The organism is Longibaculum muris (genome assembly GCF_004343035.1).
Lineage (GTDB): Bacteria > Bacillota_I > Bacilli_A > Erysipelotrichales > Coprobacillaceae > Longibaculum > Longibaculum muris.
Map to the genome: position 1 here is coordinate 74889 of NZ_SMCQ01000008.1, position 21612 is coordinate 96500.

Sequence of the window (21612 nt, forward strand, 5' to 3'; positions counted from 1 at the left end):
TCAATAGGAGTTGATATATATGATAGACTTAAGCCAAGTTATGACCTTTACTGAAGCTGCTGAAAAATGGGGATTAGCCAATGGAAATACAATAAGAAAAGCTGTTGAAAGAAAAAGATTTCAAGAAAATGAAATTCGTAAAAGTGGGGATGTCTGGTTAACAACATATGAAGCAATGCAGCGTGTTTTTGGAAATCCAAAACATTCTGATTTCACCATTTCTATGACATCATTATCACAATATATTTCACAGTCTATTTATAAAGATAATGATGCAAAAAAACAACTTGAAAAAATTATAACTGACATTCAAAAAGCTATCATACAACATAAAACAGTAACTATAACAACTCATGATGATCAAGAGCATATTGTGATGATTCTTAAAAATGAAACCGATGTAGAAACATTCACTAAAAATATAAACAGATATTTAGAATCTGTTTCAATATCACTCCATAACAAGACATAAATTCTATAATATATCCTTCAAGAAAGGAGGCTATAATGAATCAACTTTCTAAAAAGTTATTTCATTACAGCCCCTTTCTTTTTAATACTATCAAAGATAATTTATGATTATATCTTGCTTTTGTTTTAAGAAACGAAACATTTATTTAATATCAGTTGATTTATTAGATTTTTATTTTTGTAAAAAAAAAGAATCAACCTGAATAACAAGTTAATTCTTTCAAAATTATTAAGCTTTACCAATGCAACCGAATAATTCCATTTTTTCTTTAACACATTCTTGAATTGCAGCAGCTCCAGGAGCTAATAATTTACGAGGGTCAAATCCTTTACCTTCTAAATCTTTACCTGCTTCAATATATTTACGTGTAGCTTCTTGGAAATATAATTGACATTCAGTATTAACGTTGATTTTAGAAACTCCTAAAGTGATAGCTTTTTTAATCATATCAGCTGGAATACCAGTACCACCATGTAATACTAAAGGCATAGTTCCTGTTTCTTTTTGAATAGCATCTAATGCATCAAAATCTAAACCTTTCCAGTTAGCTGGATATTTACCATGAATGTTTCCAATACCTGCTGCTAAGAAATCAATTCCTAAATCAGCAATCATTTTACATTCTTTAGGATCTGCAACTTCACCAGCTCCTACAACACCATCTTCTTCTCCACCAATTGAACCAACTTCGGCTTCAACTGATACACCTTTAGCATGGCATAAAGCAACGATTTCTTTAGTTTTTTCAATGTTTTCTTCGATTCCATAATGAGAACCATCAAACATGATTGATGAGAAACCAGCTTCTAATGCAGCTTTAGCTCCTTCATAACTACCATGATCTAAATGTAAAGCAACTGGTACAGTGATTCCTAAAGAATCAACCATAGCACTTACCATAGCAGAAACTGTTTTAAATCCAGTCATGTATTTAGCAGCTCCTTCAGAAACTCCTAAGATAACTGGTGCTTTTAATTCTTCTGCAGTTAATAAAATTGATTTAGTCCATTCTAAGTTGTTGATATTAAATTGACCAACAGCATAGTGACCTGCTTTTGCTTTATCAAGCATTTCTTTAGCTGAAACTAATCCCATATGTATAATCTCCTTTTCAAATTTTTTACAACTCTATCATACACTTATTTTGCTCAAATTTCCATAGATATTCATATTTTTTAAATAATAAAACCCTTACATTCCAAATTATCTTTCTTTAATTGCCTTTTCCAATTGAACAAGAGCTTGTTTTAAAATACTACGTGGACAAGCAACATTAAATCTTTCAAATCCTGCTCCACCAGTTCCAAAAATATAACCTTCATCTAACCATAAATGAGCTTGATTTAACATAAAATCTTCTAATTCTTCATGATTCATATTCAAAGCACGCATATCAACCCAAACCAAATATAAACCTTCAGGTTTAATCACTTTAATCTCTGGTAATCTTTCTTCAAAGAATTGAATCATATAATCAATATTCCCTGATAAATATTCAATTAATTCATCCACCCATTTTGCTCCAAAAGTATAGGCTGCTTCACAAGCATCAAGACCAAAAATATTTGGATTATTCACCCCAGAGGCATCTTTTTCCTTGATAAATGCTTCTCTCATCTTTTCATCAGCAATAATAATATTTGATGTTTGTAAAGCGGCTAAATTAAATGTCTTTGATGGAGCTGTACAAATTAAAGTAAACTCTTTAAAAGATTCATCTACATTATAAAATGGTGTATGTGTATGTCCTTGATAAACAAAATCCATATGAATTTCATCACTTACAACATAAACATGATGTTTCTTACAAATATTCCCGATTTGTTTTAAATCATCTTTAGACCAAACTTTACCAATTGGATTATGTGGATTACATAAAATAAACATCTTCACATCATTTTCTACAATTGTTTTTTCAAACAATTCAAAATCACAATGATATTCCCCATCTTCCAATATCAAAGGACACTCTACAATTTGACGCTTATTCGTATTGATAGATGCATCAAAAGGATAATAAACAGGTTTCATAATCATGATATGATCATTTTCCTTAGTAAGTGCTCTTACAGCTAATTTCAAAGCAGTCACAATACCTGGAGTTGGTACAATCCATTCTTTTTCAATATCAAAATCATGTCTTGTATGCATCCACTGTACAACTGATTCTAAATAACTATCTGTTGGATTTGCATATCCAAAGATTCCATGTTCAGCACGTTTGACTAATGCTTCTTTAACTTCTGGCAATGTTTCAAAATCCATATCGGCAACCCACATTGGAATCATTTGTGGATCTTGCATTTTATCTCCATCATATTTTACACTATTTGTATTCTTTCTATTAATAACTTGATCAAAATTATACATTTTCTCTTAATACCTCTTTTTCTTTAAATTGATTTGCTGAAAAATGAAACAAAGTTAAACCTAAAGCCATAGATAAATTTAATGAATCTATCTGATCACTATGAGGAATAAAAACACTTTGTCCATAATTTAAATAAGAATCATCTAAACCACTACTTTCATTACCAAAAACCAATGAATGAAGTGATAAACTTTCTACTTGATGAATATTTTTAGCACCTTTTAACATAAGTGGATAAAATTCATGATGTTTATATTGTTGATAATAAGTTTCAAAATCATCATAATAACAAACATTAAGATGAAAGATAGCCCCCATTGAGGCACGTACAACCTTAGGATCAAAAACATCAACTGCTGGTTTTATAATCACTAAATTTGTATAGTGAAAACCTAGCATTGTACGCATGATTGTTCCCATATTTCCCATATCCATTGGATGAACTAAAACGACATGATTTCCTTCCGTTAAATCACATTGATAGGTTTTAAATATACCTATTGCAAAGCAATTACTTTTAGGGCTTAATTTATCAATTGTTTTATCATGGATATCTATATGAATACGATGTTTTTGACATAACTCTTGAATTAAAGGATATCCTTTATTCTTTTCAATTGATGAATGAACAACCACTCTTACAACATCCTGTGGTCTTGTTTTTAATAATTCAATTGTAGGAAAAACACCTAAAGTATAAGATGTTTCATCCCCTTTTTTATATATCTTCATGACTTATCTCCTTGTTTCTATGATATTCATTGATTTGTTGAGCTTTTTGATAATAGTACAATGATTGACGATGATTTCTTTCAACATAACGTCCTAATTCATAAAATCGAGCTAATGCCAAATTAGCATCTAAACTATTAAGTGCTGCTGCTTGAATAAGATAATGAATTGCTTTCTTTTCATCTTTTTTTACAGTTAAGCCATCAAAATACATCATAGCAAGTTCATAGGCCCCTTCTTCATGCAACAAATCATAAGCATACTCAAAGTAACGATATGCTTCCTGCATATTCACATCTACACCCAGTCCCAATTTAAGACATATACCAACTTTATATAAGCAATCTTTTTGAAAAAGTCTTGCTCCACGTAAGTACGCTTCAAATGCCTGAGCATGTTCTCGTTTAGCCTCTAAAAGCAAACCTTGATATAAATAAGCTTCTTTCTCATGTGATGACTCAAAATAAGAAAGTGCCTTATCTAAATCTTTATGAACATATTTTCCTAACATATAGAAAAGTCCTAAGCGTAAGCAGGTTAAATCATCCGATGTATTTTCATAATACATCAAAGCCTTTTCGATATCCATTTCAATCCCATATCCATGTTCATACATATAGCCTAAATAATAAGCTCCTCGATCATCTCCATGTCCATATAAATATGAATAAATCTCAAAAGCTTTTTCATAGTCCTGAGTAACCCCAAAGCCCAAAAAATAAGTCTTTCCAATTACAAATAAATGTTCAAAATCATTTCTTTGATAAGCATCCTGCAATAACTCATCCATATTAGGAATCTCAAAATAATATCCAACTTCATCCACTAATACTTCAAAAACACTCACTAAAAATAATGCCTCTTTTTCATTTAGCTCACAAGCATTCACTAAATAATCAACATAACCTCTCAAATCAACATCTTCATCAAAAACCATTGCATCAAAAACACCTAATTTCATTCCTAAAACAACCAAATAACATTCATCTAATAAATCAGGTGCTTCATCATTCATCGCTTCTTCAAAACGATCAAAATCAAATCGAATTGTGTCCCCATAATGTTCAAAAACATCAAGCACACTTTGAATAATACGAATATCCATTAACAATCCTGATTAATCTGATGAACTGATTCTAATTGATGAACAGCACTTTCTTTTAATGATTGAAAGTGTGCTTTATCAAATTGTGCCCCTTGATCAATCAACATCAATAACTCATCATACTTTTCTACAACAACTTTTAATAAAGATTCTTTAATCACAAAATCCAATTCATCATTTGCTTGCATCATCAATTGATTAATAGATTTATACTGTTCTTTAAAAACTGCATCAAAATCTATTTTTTCTTTCTTTTTCTTAGAAAATAAACCCATAAATTCCATCCTCCTTTGCTTTTTCTATTATATCAATATTTGCAATGAAAAGTAAACATGTTATAATGCAACAAAGGAGTGAGATTATGCATAAACTAGCGTGTCCAAAATGCCATCAACCATTAATTCTTGATGGAAAAACATATAAATGCCAAAACAATCATTGTTATGATATTGCTAAAAGTCAATATATCAATCTTTTATTAAATCCAGATAAATCAACAAATAATCCTGGTGATAATAAAGAAAGTTTAATGTGTCGTAAAAATTATTTAAATCAAGGATATTATGATGTAATTTTAAATGAAGTGGTTAACTATATTAAAGCTCATCGTCATCCTCAAATGCAGATTTTAGATTTAGGTTGTGGTGAAGGTTATTATACATATCGTATGCAACAGGAATTAAATGATGATTCGATTATTTATGGCTTAGATATTTCTAAAGATGGAATCCAAATGGCTTCTAAATATACAAAAGATATTTATTGGATGGTAGGAAATTCTAAGAATATTCCTCTTGTTGATCATTCTTTAGATGTTATTACTGCTTTATTTACTGTTGTTAAGGATTCCGAAATTAAAAGATGTTTAAAAGAAGATGGTTATATGATTCATGTTACCGCAAATAATAAACATCTCATTGAATTTAAAGAACTTATTTATGATGAAGTGAAAGTCAAATCTGATCAATTTATTCGTTTACCTTTTGAAGTAAGTGAGAGCTATGATTTTAAAAAGACGATTCATTTAAGAAATCGTGAAGATACTTTAAATCTTTTAAAGATGACACCACATTATTATCATATCAAAAAAGATCGTCGTCATGTTTTAGATACATTAGGTGAATTTGATGTAACCATTGATATTCGTATTACAGTTTATAAAATGTCATGAAATACCAAGTTCATTACCCCTATTTAACATTAATCATTGATTCACCTATATCAATAGAAGAATTATTTTTACAATTTCATCTTTCTAAAAAGACAATTCATTTATTAAAACAAAACAAAGAATATACTGTTAATCAAAGATATGTTTCACCTTCAACTATTTTAATTAAAGGTGATAAATTAACAATCAAGGCTTTTCATCAAGATGATGGTATGTATCCACCCAATTATCAAGAGTTAGATATCATCTATGAAGATGAATTTCTTTTAGCAGTCAATAAGCCACCTTTTATCCAAGTCTTTCCTGATGATCAAAAACATACTGATTCATTAGCTAATAGAGTCAGTGGTTATTATCATCAATGTGGCTATGATATACCTGTGCGTTTTATTCATCGTTTAGATTATGAAACAAGTGGGATTGTTTTATTTTGTAAATGTGCATTTGTTCAACCTTTGCTTGATTATCAACTGTCTATAAAAGCTATTAAACGTGATTATTTAACAATTGTTGAAGGTACAGTATTAGATCATAAAGTTCATTATATTAATAAACCCATTGGGAAAAACCGTCATCATAATCAAAAAATGATTGTGGCATCAGCTGGTAAAAAAGCTTGTACACATTATCAATGTATTGCTAGTAAAAATCATTTATCATTATTAAATTGTGAATTAGAAACTGGTAGAAAACATCAAATCCGGGTTCACCTTTCATCCGTTGGTTTACCAATTCTTGGTGACAAACTTTATCACAAAGCTTCACCACTGATTAATCGCGTTGCTTTACATGCTTATCAATTACAATTCATTCATCCCATCACAAAAGAAAAGATGACATTAATCTGTCATCCACCACAAGATATTCTTTCAATTATTCATTCTATTGACCCTACTTTGTAGGGTCATTTTGCATTCTTACCATTTTAAAAACATTATGATGATGTGTATCAAATAAGATTCTTGAATCAATTTCACGACGCATACCACAATCTGAAAAAACAATCCGATAATGAGATTCACTTTCAATATAACCACTTAAACAAATCCAATGCCAATTATCTTCTTCTAATTCCTTAGCACGATGATGCAAAATCAACATTCCTACCGGATGTCCTTCATCAATACTCTTTAAAACAAAATCTAAAGCATGTTTATAATTCTTTGATTTCTTTTGATAAACCGGCTTTAAATAACAATTATCTTGTTTCATTCTGGCTATAAAAGTTCTGGCAAATTTATATAAAAACGGATATCCCATATTTCCTGGTGTCATTAGATTAAACATTTCCTCCATCACACCTAAAAATTCATCCTTGTTATATTTTTCTTGTTGTTGATAAAAAGCATAGAGGTTGCTTGCTAAAACACTTGCGCAGCCAGCCTTTTGTGCCCATTCATCATGAAACCAATCTTGATTCCCACCATATCCAATTCTTTGTTGTTGATCATAAATGATTGGCATTTGTAATTCTTTCATCGCTTAACCTCCAAACTATTTAATACAATTATAGTCTATTATTTAAATAAGAAAAGAAAAAACTACCATAAAGGTAGCATTTCCATATCTTGTATTCTTATACGGGAAAACGAATACTATTATAGATATTTGGGACGAATACATAATAGCATAATTTTTTTATGAAAGTTTTCATATTTTGAAAATTTATTGTTATGAAAAATGAAGTGTATTTGTAAAATTTCTATGTTATAATCATAGACGGTGATAATCATGAAAGATAGAGAATTAATTAGTAGAAATATTATCAATATATTGGATGTTAAGCATTGTCGTGAATGGGAAATATTTGCTGGTGATGATCTTTATGATCAGCTATATAAATATTTAGCGAAATTAACCAATACAGAAAAAGAAACAATGAGTGATATTGATAAGTTAATGGCAAAAAATGAACTTATTATTAAAAAAATCTCACAAGATAAAGAGATTACAGTTGGTGAACAAAATCAATTAATGGAAAGTTTAAAAGCTTTTAAAAGAAAATACTTAATGAAAAAATAACTCGGGGAAATCCTGAGTTATTTTCGTTTTGTAAATTGAATTTCTACAACAAAATAAACATTATCATCAATGCGACCTTCTACAACATATCGTTCGTTTTCACTTGCAAGATATAAAGAAACATCTTCTAATGGACGAATTTCTTTTTTATATTGAATATTTAAATCACTTACAAAATAATCTTGATGTATTTTTAAATCAATCACATCCATAGCCCATTGAATATATCTTGTATTATTCATATGTTGATTAATATCAACATCACTATATAAGACTTTTCTTGTTGTAACAAAGCTAAAAGGTTGATCAATCTGGATATCATGGGGTGGTTCTAATTTATAGTTATGTTCAACTTTAGGTACTTCAATCCCAATCCTTTTAGGTGAAACAATACGTCTTTTTTCAATATCTATAAGTGTCCATATTGATGAACAGTGACCAATCATTTTTTCATTTTTCTTAATAAAATAATAACGTGGAAAAGCCACAAAAGAACCATTAGCAACAATAGTAGATAGCTCTATGATATCTTTATGATAGATTGGTTCATCTAAATGAATCGCTTGTTTGGCAACAACCCAACCATATTGATTCATCATTGCCTCATTCCATAATCCTATTTCTTTAGCATTTATGGTTGCTATTTCAGCAAATCTATTTAACAAATGACATAATTGATATTGTCCCATATAATCAACATCACATATTTCTATTTGTTTTGTTTCATAAGTCATCAAATCTTTCATTATTTTCACATCCTCGCTAGCTATTATATACTAATTCACTGAGAATTTCACATATTTTCATTTTTTTCTATGCGAAAAGGAAAAATATATGTATAATAATAACATATGAAAGGAAGTTTAAATCTATGCAAGAAATTATTTTATCAATATTTTCATTTCTTTTATTGATTGTCATTCTTTGGTTCACTTATACAACTGCCAATATTTTTGTAACAATTTATCGTTGTAAAAAACTTGATCATTCATTAAGTTTTTGTTTTAATACCACAGGTAAAATTGTTTATAGTCTTTTACTTATCGTTTATGTTGTTGGATTTATTGGTGGAATTATTGCCATGATCTACGGATTACTTAATGATAGTATTAACTTCTATCGTAATGGTTTAAATATTGCTGCATTTGTAAGTGTTGTCTTTGCTTATTTTGGTTCTACTATTGTTATGATTGGTAGAAAAAATATGATGGTAGGAAGAATGATGATTGATTATCGAAAATTAAAGAAAGTTAATTTTACCTATAACAATAAAATGTCGTTTGTCTATGCACAAAAAGATTATAGTTTCTCTACTCGTTTTGTAGATAAGACACAACTAAGAAAAATCATTTCTAAATAAAAAGCCACAAGTGGCTTTTTAATTTTGACTTAAATCAAATTGACTATAATATAAATGATGATAGAAGCCTTTTTTAGCTAATAATTCATCATGACGTCCTTGTTCAATAATTTGTCCATGATTCATAACGAGAATTTGATCAGCCTTTTGAATTGTAGATAAACGATGAGCAACAATAAATGTTGTTCTACCTTGCATCATTTGATCAAATGCATCTTGAATTTGTCTTTCCGTACGTGTATCAATTGAAGATGTTGCTTCATCCAATATAAGCATTGGTGGTTTAACAAGCATAATACGGGCAATACATAATAGCTGACGTTGTCCTTGGGAAAGATTTCCACCATCTTCACTAACAAGCGTATCATATCCATCTTTCAATTGCATAATAAATTTATGTGCATGAGCATTTTTAGCAGCTTCAATAATATCTTCATCGCTAGCATTTTCACAACCATAGGCAATATTTTCTTTAATCGTTCCAGAAAAGAGCCAAGAATCTTGTAAAACCATTCCATAAAGACTTCTTACATATTCTCTTTCCATATCTAAAGTATTAACCCCATCAATCATAATTCGACCAGCTTTTGGGTCATAAAAACGCATTAATAGATTAATTAATGTTGTTTTTCCACATCCGGTAGGACCAACAATCGCTATGGTTTGTCCTGGTTTTGCTTCAACGTTTAAATTCTCAATCAAAGTTTGATTTTCTTCATAAGCAAAAGATAGATTTTGTATTTGTACATGTCCTTGAACATCTTGAATTGTTTGTGGCTGCTCAATAATATTCTCACTTGGTGTATCTAAAAGTTTAAAGACTCTTGCAGCACTCGCAAATGCTGTTTGCAATTCGGTAAAAACATTAGAAATTTCATTGAATGGTTTGGTATACTGATTTGCATAACTTAAGAAACTAGATAAAGCCCCAACACTCATATTTCCCATAACCACATATAAAGATCCGGCAATACAAACACTTGCATAAACAATATTATTGACAACTCTGGTACTAGGATTCGCTAATGCACCTAAGAATTGTGACTTGACTCCACTAACATAAACTCTTTGATTGATTTCTTCAAAACGTTGTTGATTTTCTTCTTCATATCCAAAAGCTTTAACAATTTTCTGTTGCCCAATCATTTCTTCAACATAGCCACCTAATTCACCACGTAAAGCCAATTGTTCTTGAAAATATTTATATGTCTTATTTGCTATTATCGTCGCAACAACAAGTGATAAAGGCGTTAAAACAATAACAATCAAAGCAATGGGAACACTAATATAAAGCATAAAAGCAATTGTTCCAATAATTGTTGCTATACCACTAAATAAATGAGTAAACCCCTGTAATAACCCATCACCAATTAAATCAATATCATTAACCATACGACTCAATAAATCCCCATGTGAATGTCCATCAATATAACTTAATGATAAAGTCGAATACTTCATAAACAATTGATTACGTAAATCCTTAGTAATCGAATAAGTCATTGTATTCGATAATCGCATAACTAGCCAATCAAAGACTTCAGCAATACAAACACTTCCTATAATTAAAAACATCTTTCTAAACAATTGATCAAAATCAACAAGTCCTTTACCAATAATATGATCCACTGCCTGTCCAATTAACACCGGAGTTAATAAAGTAAAAATAATCTGGCATGCTGAACAAAACAATGCTAAATATAAATACTTCATATATGGTCGACAAAATAACAACAATCTTTTTATTGTTTTCGTATCCATTATACCACCTCCCCAGATAATTGAGATTTTGTAATTTCTCGATAAACAACACAATCTCTCATTAATTCATCATGTTTACCTATACCAACAAGTTCGCCATGGCTTAAAACCAATATCTTATCAGCATGCATAATACTACTTACCCTCTGTGAGACAATAAATGTTGTTTGAGGTAATGTCTTTAATGTCTTTCTTAAAGCTGCATCCGTTGCAAAATCCAAAGCACTGGCACTATCATCTAAGATTAATAATTCTGGGTTTTTAACTAACGCTCTTGCGATTGTTAATCTCTGTCTTTGTCCCCCAGATAAATTCTTTCCACCTTGATGAATAGGACTATATATACCTTCATCCATTTCTTTAACAAAGCTTGCTTGGGCAAGTGCTAAAGCATGTTCAACTTCTTCATCCGTTGCATCCTTTTTACCCCAACAAATATTATCTTTAATTGTTCCAGTAAATAAAATAGCTTCTTGAGGAACAATTCCAATCATTTGTCTAAGTGATGATAAATTATATTTTTGAATAGGTACATTTTTAATTAAGATTTGTCCTGAAGTTGCTTCATAAAAACGTGGTAATAAATTGATTAAGGTTGTTTTTCCTGAACCTGTTCCTCCAATAATTCCAACTGTTTCTCCCGCTTCAACAGAAAAAGTGATATCCTTTAAAGCTATACTTTTTTGATAAGAAAAACTCACATCTTCAAAACGTATAAATGTTTCCTGACTATCCATAACCTTTAATTCACCAGAATGAATATGTGGCTCAATTGCTAAGACTTCTTTGACACGTTTATAACTAGCACTTGCCTTATTGAAAATCACAATAACATTCGCAAAAACAAACATCGAAAGAAGAATTTGATTCATATAATTAATTAATGCAATAACTTCACCTTGACTGAGACTTCCTACATTAACCTTCAATCCACCAACATATAAAATTAAAATAATTGCACAATTCACAATAATACTTGTACAAGGATTTAACAAAGCTGAAATTTTACCTACCTTAATTTGCATATCTTTTTGTTTTTGAGTAGCTTGTGAAAAACGTTCTCTTTCTTGTATTTGTTTAGAAAAAGCCCGAATAACACGAATACCAGATAAATTTTCTCGACAAACAAGTGAAACATAATCCAATTGTTTTTGGATACGCATATATAGCGGCAAAGAATGTGACATGACTAAATAAATAGATAATGCTAATAAAGGTGCACTCACTAAGAAAATCAAAGCCATCTGCACATTAATACGAAAAGCCATCAACAATGAACCAATAATCAAAAAAGGAGATCTTGAAACAAGACGAATAGCCATTGCTACAGCAACTTGTAATTGATTCACGTCATTCGTCATACGCGTAATTAACGATGGAGTCCCAATATCATCAATATTCTCATAATCATAAGCATTAATCGCTTTAAACATGTCATTTCTTAAATATGTTCCAAAACCTTGTGATGTTTTAGAAGCAAAATATTGACAGACAAGTGCACAACTATAACCTATTAAGGCTAATAAAAAAAGCACAACTCCCATCTTTAAAATATAATCCTTATTGGCTTTTGCTATCCCATTATCAATAATATCAGCAACAACCAAAGGCACAATTAATTCAAAAAAAGCTTCAATCATTTTAAAAATAAAACCTGTCATCGCTTGTATTCGATATGGTTTTATATATTTCATCCACATACAATTCACCCTCTCTTGTCTTATTATAATGGAAATGCTATTATATGTATAATATATATATTATATGTTTTTTATACTTTTAACATATAGGAGATACTTATGGATATTAAACAAATGATTTATTTTAAAACAATTGTAGAAGCAGGAACGATTTCTAAAGCAGCTCAAGTTTTACATATGGCACAACCTCCTTTATCTATGCAATTAAAACAGCTAGAAGATGAACTAGGTGTTCAATTATTAAAAAGAGGACATCGAAAGATTGAATTAACCAAAGCCGGTCGTCTCTTTTACAAAAGAAGTTTACAAATCATTTCTTTATCAGAAATTACCCTTCATGAAATGAAAGAAACCCAAAATGAAACTTTACGTATTGGTATTACTTCTTCTAATTCAGCATTGATTAAAAAAACTCAGGATTTTTTTAATCAATATCCAACATTATCTTTTCGTATTTATGAAGGAACAACCTATGAAATGATTGATTTACTTCTTTCTCATAACATTGATTTAGGAATAGTGAGAACTCCCTTTGATCAAAGTCAAGTCAATGCTTATTCCTTAGAACCTGAGCCAATGGTTGCTGTTGGAACAAAAGAATACTTAACCCCTGATATGACTTCAATAGAAAATTATAAAGATATTCCTTTAATCATTCATCAAAGATATCTGCCCCTTATTAGTGATTATTGCCTAAATTTACGTTTTAATCCCTCAGTAAAAATGATTAGTGATGATTGTCGAACATCTTTAATCTGGGCAAGTAGTGGTCTAGGGGTTGCAATTGTGCCAACCAGCGCCCTTTTATTAATTCAAAATACTTCACTTATACAAGTTCCCTTACAAGACGAAGGACTATTGACAAGTGTAACATTCATTACCCGTAAAGATGAAGCAATTCTTTTAAAAGTTAAACAATTTATTCAATCTTTTTGTCAAAAAATGTTATAATAATCACAAGGAGGCTGAGAATATGATAGTTAATGATCGTTTTTTTAAATTTGAAATGTTAATTTTGGCTATTCTTAGTCAACACGATGCATCTAGTGAAGAATTACTTGCTTCTTTACAATCACAAAATATTTTAAATATCAAAGAAGGTCAACTTTTAACTTCTTTATATTTTTTTCTTGAATCACATTTAATTTCTAAATATGACATGTATGATGATATTTATTATCATATTGAAAAATCTGGTTTAGTGCGCTTAGACACATTAAAACGTCAATACCAGCAAACCACAGAAGCTATTGAGGTGATCTTAAATCATGAAAAATAAACATTTTACAAATAAAGAAACAAAAAAATATTATCAACAAATTCATCGGTGTTTTCCATTGTTTGGTAAAGAAGAAAAAAGATTCTTACAATATTTTAAAGAATCTTTACAATATAATGAAAAAAAACATCCTGAACTAACTTATCAACAATATATTGAATATTTTGGAAGTCCTGAAGAAGTTGTTTCCGCATTTTATGAACATATTGAAAGTGAATATATTATTTCGCATATGAAAATAAGAAAATTCTTAAAATATGGAAGTCTTACACTCATTTGTATCACTATTATTTTTGGTACGATTTTGATATACACATCATATAAAGCTTATCAAGCTTTACAAAATGAAGATATTTATTATTATGAAGAAGTCATTGAAGAACTTTCTTAAAGAATCTTTAATGATTTTTTTAATTTAAAAAGATAGCCAAGCTATCTTATAAATGATCTCTCATTTGTTTATCAAGATCAACATTCGGTAAAGTAAAACCTCTACCTTTAACACTATGTATTTCACTACCAATAATAAATGCAGTTGGATCAATCTCCATAACAACATCATTTATTTTAGCATATTCACGATTATTGAGTACACATAAAACAGCTTTTTGTTGTTGATGGAAATAACCAGTTGTGACATTAACAAATGTACAGCCACGATCAATTTCCTTAAAAATTGCTTCAGCAATTTCTTCATGTTTTGAAGATATAACCAGAACCTGTAAGTTCTTTTCACCCATGACAATAACACGATCTAGAACAAATGTTGAAATAAAGACTGTGATAATCCCATATAAAATACCTTCAAAACTAGAGAAGAAAACTTGTCCAACTAAAATAATCGTATCTAAGACATTAATAGCCAAAGCAACTGAAATACCTGTCTTTTTATTAAAGATGATTGGTGGAACATCCATTCCTCCTGTACTATATCCTAATCTAAAGACAATACCTAATCCTACACCAGTAAATATCCCAGCATAAATGGCACAAAGTAAGACATCACTTGTTAAATGTTGTAATTGAGGAATAGATTCAAATAGCGCTAAAAAGAACGGAAAGATAAATGAACTTAAGACTGTCCCAGCTGCAAATTTCTTACCCAAAGTAAAGAATCCAAGAACCAACATAACCATATTAATACCAAAAACAATCGAAGCATAATTCACTGGAATAAAATGACCTATAATTAACGACAAACCAGTAGCTCCACCAACAATTAAGCTTGAAGGGACAGCAAAAACTGCGACTCCAAAAGCAAGAATTGCATTACCTAGAACAACGAGAACAGTATCTCTCAAAACTCTTTTTACACTATGCATTTTCCTCCTCCTTTACAATTGATTTTAAATACGCATAAATACAATCGTCTAAATCTCCATCCAAAATTGCTTTAGGATTATTAGACTCGTAACCACTACGGTTATCTTTAACCATTGAATAAGGATGTAATACATAAGAACGTATTTGACTACCCCATTCAATTGCTTTTTGTTCACCTTTAATATCACTTAATTTAGAAGCTTGTTCCTCTAACATTAACTGATACAATTTCGTTTTTAACATAATCAATGCTTGTTCACGGTTTTGAATTTGTGAACGTTGTGATTGACAAGTCACAACAATATTTGTTGGAATATGAGTCATACGGATAGCTGAATCTGTCTTATTGATATGTTGACCACCAGCCCCTGATGCACGATATGTATCAATACGCACATCATTCATATCCAAATCAATTTCAATATCATTATCAAACTCTGGCATAACATCCACTGAAGCAAATGAAGTATGTCGACGTTTAGACGAATCAAATGGCGAGATACGTACCAAACGATGAACACCTTTTTCAGCCTTTAAATGTCCATAAGCATTATATCCAACAAAACGCATTGTCACTGACTTTAATCCTGCTTCTTCACCATCTAAATAATCTAAAACTTCCACTTTCCAACCTTTTTTATCACCATATCTTTGATACATACGCATCAGCATTGATGCCCAATCTTGTGATTCTGTTCCCCCAGCTCCAGGGTGAATCTCAATAATCGCATTATGATGATCATACTCTCCAGAAAATAATAAAGTCTTTTCAAAATCATTTAATTCAGCTTCAAATTTTGCATAATCCAAATCCAATGCTTCTTTAAATTCATCATCTTCTGTTTCTTTCACATATTCATATGTTTCTTCTAAATCATTTAAAGATGATATCAAATGATCATAAACATCTGTACTTTTCTTCATTTCATTTAACTGATCATAAATCTTTTTAGCATGTTCTTGATCATCCCAAAAATGTTCATCCATTGTTTGAACTGTTAAACCTTCAATTTCTCTTTTTAAACCTTCAATATCAATAGAAATAAATAACTCTGCTAGTAAAGAACGGGCTTTTTCAAGCCCATTCTTAATTTCATATAGTTCCATTAATCAGCCTTAAACTCTAATTCAATTTGGACTGCTGGAATTTGTTGTTCTTGTTCACTACCAGGAGCAATTCCCATATGAACAATATTTCTAGCGATATCTTGAGAAATTGATTTTGTCATTTCTTCGAACATATAGAAACCTTCTTCTGTATATTCTTGTAATGGATCTTTTTGAGCATAAGCTCTTAAATAAATACCATTTCTTAATTTTTGCATAGCATCAATATGATTAATCCATGTATGATCAATAACACCTAATAAGACACGTCTTTCATAATCTAATTTGATTTCAGGTGGTAAATCTTTGTTAAATCTGTTTTGATATTGTAAATAAACAACTTCAGTTAAACTCTTAACAAGTTTTTGTGGATCATTTTCTACTTCTTCTTTATGTTTAGCTTTTAGCGTTGCTAATAACATATAGTTTTTAGAAATATATTTCATTGCACCATCAACATCAACAACAGCATTTTTACCATCTTGTTTTGTAAAGCTACGAATTGTATATTCAACAGATTGTTCAAACATTCCTTTAACAATATCACCTAAATCTTCTTGAGACATAATATCATCACGTTCTTTATACATGATTTCACGTTGTTGTCTCATGATATCATCATATTGAAGTAATTGTTTACGAATATCAAAGTTTTGACCTTCAACACGTTTTTGTGCACCCTCAATTGATTTTGTAACCATCTTACTTTCAATCGCTTCATCTTCTAAGAAACTTCCAGTAAATTGTTGAATCTTTTCACTAGCAAATCTTTGCATCAAGTCATCTTCAAAAGAAACAAAGAATAATGAACATCCAGGATCTCCTTGACGACCAGAACGTCCTCTTAACTGATTATCAATACGTCTAGATTCATGTCTTTCACTACCAATAACCATTAAACCACCAATTTCAGCAACACCTTCACCTAATTTAATGTCAGTTCCACGTCCTGCCATGTTAGTTGCAATTGTTACAGCACCCATAACCCCTGCTTTTTCAATAATCAATGCTTCTTTAGCATGGTTCTTAGCATTTAAGACATTATGTTTAATACCACGTTTATTTAACATTCTACTTAATAATTCAGAAGTTTCTACTGAAACCGTACCAAGTAAGATTGGTTGACCATAATTATGTCTTTTTTCTACTTCATCACAAATAGCCTTATATTTTGCTTTTTGTGTAGCAAAAACCAAATCAGGTTTGTCATCACGAATAACTGGTCTATTTGTAGGAATTTCAATAACACGCATGTTATAGATTTGTCTAAATTCTTCTTCTTCTGTTTTAGCAGTTCCTGTCATACCTGCTAATTTATTAAATAAACGGAAGAAGTTTTGGTATGTGATGGTTGCTAAAGTAACAGTTTCTTCTTTAATTGGAACACCTTCCTTAGCTTCAATCGCTTGATGTAATCCATCACTATAAGCACGTCCTGGCATAACACGTCCAGTAAATTGGTCAATAATCATAATACTCGCATTACGAATATCACGACTTCCATCTTCAGTTGCTATCATATATTCTACATCACGAGTCATTGTATAGTTGGCTTTTAATGCCTGATTAATATGATGAACTAAAGCTGTATTTTCAGGATCATAAAGATTAGCAATCTTAAAATATTTTTCAGCTTTTGTAATACCACTTGCTGTTAAAGCAACTGTCTTACTTTCAATGTCAACTTCATAATCATTCTTATATTCTTTACCTTCATCAGCTTCACTAATGTTAGGATTTTCAGCTTGTAAAGATTTAACAAACTTATCAGCTTGTACATATAAAGCAGCAGTATTCTTCTTACCACCAGAAATAATTAAAGGTGTTCTTGATTCATCAATTAAGATAGAGTCAACTTCATCGACCAAAGCATAATTTAAAGGTCTTAAAACCTTATCCTCTAATCTTGTCACCATATTATCTCTTAAATAATCAAACCCTAATTCAGCATTAGTTGTATAAGTGACATCACAACCATGTTGATTACGTTTTTCTTCCTTAGATAATTCACGTTTATTCAATCCAACAGTTAATCCTAAAAATTCTAAAACTTTACCATTATCTGTTTTATCACGTTCAGCTAAATAATCATTAACTGTAACAACATGAACTCCTTTTCCTTCAATTGCATTCAAATAAACTGGAAATATAGAAGTTAAAGTCTTACCTTCACCAGTTTTCATTTCAGCAATATCCCCATTGTGTAAAGAAATAGCTCCCATTAATTGGACTTTAAATGCTTTTAATCCTAATTTTCTAAAAGCTGCTTCCCTTACTGTTGCAAAAGCTTCCACTAATATATCATCTAAGCTTGCTCCTTGTTGAATTCTTTCTCTAAAGATTTCAGTTTGATGAGCTAATTCCTCATCACTCATAGCTTGATATTGAGGTTCTAAATCCATAATTTGTAATGCTTGTTTTTCAAGTTTCTTTAAAATCTTATTATCTTGAGAAAAAGCTTTCTTAATAGAACCAATCAATCCTCTTTTTTCTTTTTGAGGTGTTGTATTAAATTCAATTGGTGCAGAAGGTTTCTTGACAACATCATCAAATGTTTCAATTTCAATATCTTCGCCTAAATCATCACTTAAATCAACAACTTCAATATCCGGATTAAGCCCTAATTCCTCTAGTTCTTTTGCTTCTTTCTTTTTAATTTGTTTTCTAATTTCTTGCTTTTTACTTGCCATGAACAAATCTCCTTCCATGCATACTAAAACATTTTCATTATAGCATATAATCTAAAGAAAACAAAGAAATATCAAGTAAAATACATGTTAAATTCTCGAAAATATATTTCTTCAATGAAAGTAAAAATATGATGCTTACGCACCATATCTCTCACTTTAAATCTTCACAACATGCTTTGCTTGTAGTCCTCGGTCACTTTGATAAAGCTCGAATTCTACTAATTCACCTTCATTTAAAGATTTATATCCATCTTGTTCGATTTGACTATAATGTACAAAGACATCTTTTCCTTCTCCTCTATCAATGAATCCAAAACCTTTTTCAGCGTTAAACCATTTTACTTTACCTTGCATAATAACAACTCCTTTACTTCATGGTCACCTCTATTATATGTATCCATTTATAAATAATTCATCATAATATGTCGACCCATCTTTTTATTTTTATATTTATATATTTTATAATAAGAACTCTGTCAAGGGCTGTCTATTGCCTGGGAAATATGTCAAAGCTTGAAACTAAATTACCTCACTCTTTTTCCATTTTGATGATAAATATCTTCAAAATAAGTAAACCCATCTTTTTCATCTTGTTCAAAATATCCAATGATATCCTTGGTTGTATCAATATCAATTTGTTTTTGTTTCAATATCTGATAAGCATCCTTTGTCTTTTCACCAATTGATACCCCTGATTCAATCGGATATATATTTCCATCATAAAAGTGAAAGATAAACTGTGGTACATAAATACGCCATAGTCCAGATGCTCCTCCACCCATTGTGGAAAATACAAGTTTAATTTCTACTTTTTCTAACTCACTATATTGATAATTCTTGTTTCTTTGTTTTGTTTGTCTCAACATCATCCCTAAGAATATTGAAGTAGAGCTTTGAAATTGACGACTACAAATAGAAATACTTTGATCAGTTAATTCTATATAATCCTGTTTTATTGTAAATAGATATAAAATCATAAAGAAAATAATAAAGCAGACTGTGATTGCTATAATATATGATTGAATGCTAGGAGTAAAAGATGGCATAAAATCAACTTTATTAACATCATTTATATAACGAAACTCTCGAGAAACACCTAACACAAACAATATTCCTGTTAAGACACTTGCAATAATCATAAAAATAACTCCTGTTATAAAATTTCTTGGCATCACTCTTGTCCCTATAACAACTGTTTTTGAAGGTTTTAAATATTCAACAATTTTATTTAATCCTGAAACCATTTGTTTTTGATTAATATTTTCTTCACTAATAATCTTTTCATCTATCATAGCATCTAATAAAGGAATATCTTTTTCTTTAAGATTTTCACATACACTTTGAACATATTCTAAAGAATGAATTTTTGAGCTTAATGATTGGATATGTTTTTCTAATACTTCCTGAAAATTTTGGGAATCATTAAGTATACTTTGAATATCTTCAATAGGTATTTGCAGTTCTCTTAAAAATCTAATTCTTTTTAGATTTAATATATCCTGGTTTGAATAATTTCGATAACCATTTTCATCTCTTTGGGGATGAATCAACCCCATCTTTTCATAGTATCTTAATGCATAAGATGTCATGTCTAACAATTCTTCTACTTCTTTAATTTGCATAAATATCATCTCCTTTATTCAAACATAATCCTTAGACTAAGTATAAGGTCAAGATAAAATATTAATTTAGCTTTATATTCTTTTTATATCTGGCACTTACCCAGCCTTTTTGATACGGAGATTCTTCAAGTTCAATATCCAAAATTCGCTTATCTACCATCTCATTTAAAATAACTTGTAACATTGTTATAAATGGTAAATGACAGCGATCACAAATATCCCATGCATCTAAATATTCTTCATCTATGACTGACAAAACCAAATAAAAATAATCACTATAAGATTTATTCACAATTACCCCATTTTCTAACAATCTTATATCACTATTTATTTTAACTTGCTTTTCCCATTCTTCACTTAATTCTTGTTTTTCTAATTCCGTTAACAAATGATATTCAAGATCATAGAGATTATCTAATTTTTCACAAAATTCTACTTTATCATAAATTGTTTGATTATAATAATCTTCATTTTGACATGGTGGAATAGAAACTACATATATGTCCTTATCACTATAACGACTGACAAGATATAATAGATTCATATAATCATCTGGACATCTTAGTGAAGCCCAAATTCTTATTTTATGAAATTTCTGTATACTTTGTTCAAATTTTTTTATATCTTCATATGCAAAGTCTTTATAATCCTCATCGCAATATTTTGTATCCATATCATATACTTTACGTCTCTGTAAACTTGATAACCCTAAAGATATATCACCCAAATAAAGGTTAAAATTAAATGACAAATAATTAAGTTTTATTCGATTCATTCTCAAATCACCAATACAAACATCACCAAATAGAATATCGACTATATCATCATTATCCATAAATAACTCCTTTAAAATGAATTCATTAATTTTATTCTATTATTTTAAAATAGGATGTCTAGGGA

The 21612-nt window shown here is 29.9% G+C and carries 23 protein-coding genes; 8 read left to right on the forward strand and 15 right to left on the reverse strand.

Annotated features, from left to right (window positions below; genetic code table 11):
* The first annotated feature begins 19 nt into the window (after window positions 1-19).
* Window positions 20-472: a helix-turn-helix domain-containing protein gene (locus EDD60_RS07360; protein ID WP_066448723.1), complete on the forward strand. Its 453-nt coding sequence runs from the start codon at window positions 20-22 to the stop codon at window positions 470-472.
* 228 nt (window positions 473-700) lie between these two features.
* Here EDD60_RS07360 and fba read toward each other — a convergent pair whose 3' ends face one another.
* The 5 genes from fba to EDD60_RS07385 form a co-directional block, all read right to left on the reverse strand.
* The gene (gene fba, locus EDD60_RS07365) at window positions 701-1567 is read right to left on the reverse strand and encodes a class II fructose-1,6-bisphosphate aldolase (protein ID WP_066448718.1); all 867 of its coding nucleotides are present in this window, start codon (window positions 1565-1567) and stop codon (window positions 701-703) included.
* A gap of 108 nt (window positions 1568-1675) precedes the next feature.
* On the reverse strand, window positions 1676-2842 hold the full coding sequence (locus EDD60_RS07370; protein WP_066448716.1) for a MalY/PatB family protein: 1167 nt from the start codon (window positions 2840-2842) through the stop codon (window positions 1676-1678).
* Entirely contained in the window at window positions 2835-3575 is a 741-nt protein-coding gene (locus EDD60_RS07375) for a TrmH family RNA methyltransferase (RefSeq protein ID WP_066448714.1), read from the reverse strand. Before EDD60_RS07375 ends, EDD60_RS07370 begins: the two co-directional genes overlap by 8 nt.
* The gene (locus EDD60_RS07380; protein ID WP_066448712.1) at window positions 3562-4680 is read right to left on the reverse strand and encodes a tetratricopeptide repeat protein; all 1119 of its coding nucleotides are present in this window, start codon (window positions 4678-4680) and stop codon (window positions 3562-3564) included. Before EDD60_RS07380 ends, EDD60_RS07375 begins: the two co-directional genes overlap by 14 nt.
* A complete protein-coding gene (locus tag EDD60_RS07385) occupies window positions 4680-4955 on the reverse strand; it encodes a hypothetical protein (protein WP_132226346.1) in 276 nt (91 codons plus the stop codon). The genes EDD60_RS07380 and EDD60_RS07385 overlap by 1 nt, the downstream gene beginning before the upstream one ends.
* Before the next feature lie 86 nt (window positions 4956-5041).
* Here EDD60_RS07385 and EDD60_RS07390 point away from each other — a divergent pair, with 86 nt between their 5' ends.
* Together EDD60_RS07390 and EDD60_RS07395 are read left to right on the forward strand one after the other, a co-directional pair.
* Window positions 5042-5851: a methyltransferase domain-containing protein gene (locus tag EDD60_RS07390; RefSeq protein WP_066448709.1), complete on the forward strand. Its 810-nt coding sequence runs from the start codon at window positions 5042-5044 to the stop codon at window positions 5849-5851.
* Window positions 5848-6753 (forward strand): RluA family pseudouridine synthase, encoded by a 906-nt coding sequence (locus tag EDD60_RS07395; protein WP_066448706.1) that lies wholly within the window; start codon window positions 5848-5850, stop codon window positions 6751-6753. Before EDD60_RS07390 ends, EDD60_RS07395 begins: the two co-directional genes overlap by 4 nt.
* Here the strand turns inward: EDD60_RS07395 and EDD60_RS07400 are convergent.
* Window positions 6743-7330, reverse strand: coding sequence for a hypothetical protein (locus tag EDD60_RS07400; protein ID WP_066448704.1), 588 nt, complete (start codon window positions 7328-7330; stop codon window positions 6743-6745). The genes EDD60_RS07395 and EDD60_RS07400 overlap by 11 nt on opposite strands.
* A gap of 252 nt (window positions 7331-7582) precedes the next feature.
* Here EDD60_RS07400 and EDD60_RS07405 point away from each other — a divergent pair, with 252 nt between their 5' ends.
* Entirely contained in the window at window positions 7583-7873 is a 291-nt protein-coding gene (locus EDD60_RS07405; protein WP_066448699.1) for a hypothetical protein, read from the forward strand.
* A gap of 17 nt (window positions 7874-7890) precedes the next feature.
* Here EDD60_RS07405 and EDD60_RS07410 read toward each other — a convergent pair whose 3' ends face one another.
* The gene (locus tag EDD60_RS07410; protein ID WP_066448696.1) at window positions 7891-8619 is read right to left on the reverse strand and encodes an acyl-[acyl-carrier-protein] thioesterase; all 729 of its coding nucleotides are present in this window, start codon (window positions 8617-8619) and stop codon (window positions 7891-7893) included.
* 125 nt (window positions 8620-8744) lie between these two features.
* Here EDD60_RS07410 and EDD60_RS07415 point away from each other — a divergent pair, with 125 nt between their 5' ends.
* Window positions 8745-9233, forward strand: a complete 489-nt coding sequence (locus EDD60_RS07415; protein ID WP_066448693.1) for a hypothetical protein — start codon at window positions 8745-8747, stop codon at window positions 9231-9233.
* A gap of 18 nt (window positions 9234-9251) precedes the next feature.
* On the opposite strand, the gene EDD60_RS07420 is transcribed toward EDD60_RS07415, so the two are convergent.
* Entirely contained in the window at window positions 9252-10991 is a 1740-nt protein-coding gene (locus EDD60_RS07420; protein ID WP_066448691.1) for an ABC transporter ATP-binding protein, read from the reverse strand.
* Entirely contained in the window at window positions 10991-12685 is a 1695-nt protein-coding gene (locus EDD60_RS07425) for an ABC transporter ATP-binding protein (RefSeq protein WP_318026101.1), read from the reverse strand. Before EDD60_RS07425 ends, EDD60_RS07420 begins: the two co-directional genes overlap by 1 nt.
* Window positions 12686-12790: 105 nt before the next feature.
* Between EDD60_RS07425 and EDD60_RS07430 the strand changes: the two genes are divergently transcribed.
* The 3 genes from EDD60_RS07430 to EDD60_RS16435 are packed head-to-tail and all read left to right on the forward strand — an operon-like array spanning window position 12791 to window position 14361.
* Entirely contained in the window at window positions 12791-13642 is an 852-nt protein-coding gene (locus tag EDD60_RS07430; RefSeq protein WP_066448687.1) for a LysR family transcriptional regulator, read from the forward strand.
* A gap of 22 nt (window positions 13643-13664) precedes the next feature.
* Complete coding sequence (locus EDD60_RS07435) at window positions 13665-13970, forward strand: hypothetical protein (protein ID WP_066448685.1); 306 nt, start codon at window positions 13665-13667, stop codon at window positions 13968-13970.
* Complete coding sequence (locus tag EDD60_RS16435) at window positions 13960-14361, forward strand: DUF6120 family protein (RefSeq protein WP_066448680.1); 402 nt, start codon at window positions 13960-13962, stop codon at window positions 14359-14361. Before EDD60_RS07435 ends, EDD60_RS16435 begins: the two co-directional genes overlap by 11 nt.
* Before the next feature lie 46 nt (window positions 14362-14407).
* Here EDD60_RS16435 and EDD60_RS07445 read toward each other — a convergent pair whose 3' ends face one another.
* The 6 genes from EDD60_RS07445 to EDD60_RS07470 all read right to left on the reverse strand — a co-directional run bounded on the left by EDD60_RS07445 (window position 14408) and on the right by EDD60_RS07470 (window position 21547).
* A complete protein-coding gene (locus EDD60_RS07445; protein WP_066448679.1) occupies window positions 14408-15292 on the reverse strand; it encodes a YitT family protein in 885 nt (294 codons plus the stop codon).
* The gene (gene prfB, locus EDD60_RS07450; RefSeq protein ID WP_066448677.1) at window positions 15285-16400 is read right to left on the reverse strand and encodes a peptide chain release factor 2; all 1116 of its coding nucleotides are present in this window, start codon (window positions 16398-16400) and stop codon (window positions 15285-15287) included. The genes EDD60_RS07445 and prfB overlap by 8 nt, the downstream gene beginning before the upstream one ends.
* Window positions 16400-19090: a preprotein translocase subunit SecA gene (secA, locus tag EDD60_RS07455; RefSeq protein WP_066448675.1), complete on the reverse strand. Its 2691-nt coding sequence runs from the start codon at window positions 19088-19090 to the stop codon at window positions 16400-16402. Before secA ends, prfB begins: the two co-directional genes overlap by 1 nt.
* 156 nt (window positions 19091-19246) lie before the next feature.
* The gene (locus EDD60_RS07460; protein ID WP_066448673.1) at window positions 19247-19444 is read right to left on the reverse strand and encodes a cold-shock protein; all 198 of its coding nucleotides are present in this window, start codon (window positions 19442-19444) and stop codon (window positions 19247-19249) included.
* 170 nt (window positions 19445-19614) lie between these two features.
* Entirely contained in the window at window positions 19615-20712 is a 1098-nt protein-coding gene (locus EDD60_RS07465; protein ID WP_066448667.1) for a MerR family transcriptional regulator, read from the reverse strand.
* 61 nt (window positions 20713-20773) lie between these two features.
* A complete protein-coding gene (locus EDD60_RS07470) occupies window positions 20774-21547 on the reverse strand; it encodes a DUF3658 domain-containing protein (RefSeq protein WP_066448664.1) in 774 nt (257 codons plus the stop codon).
* Between the last annotated feature and the right edge of the window lie 65 nt (window positions 21548-21612).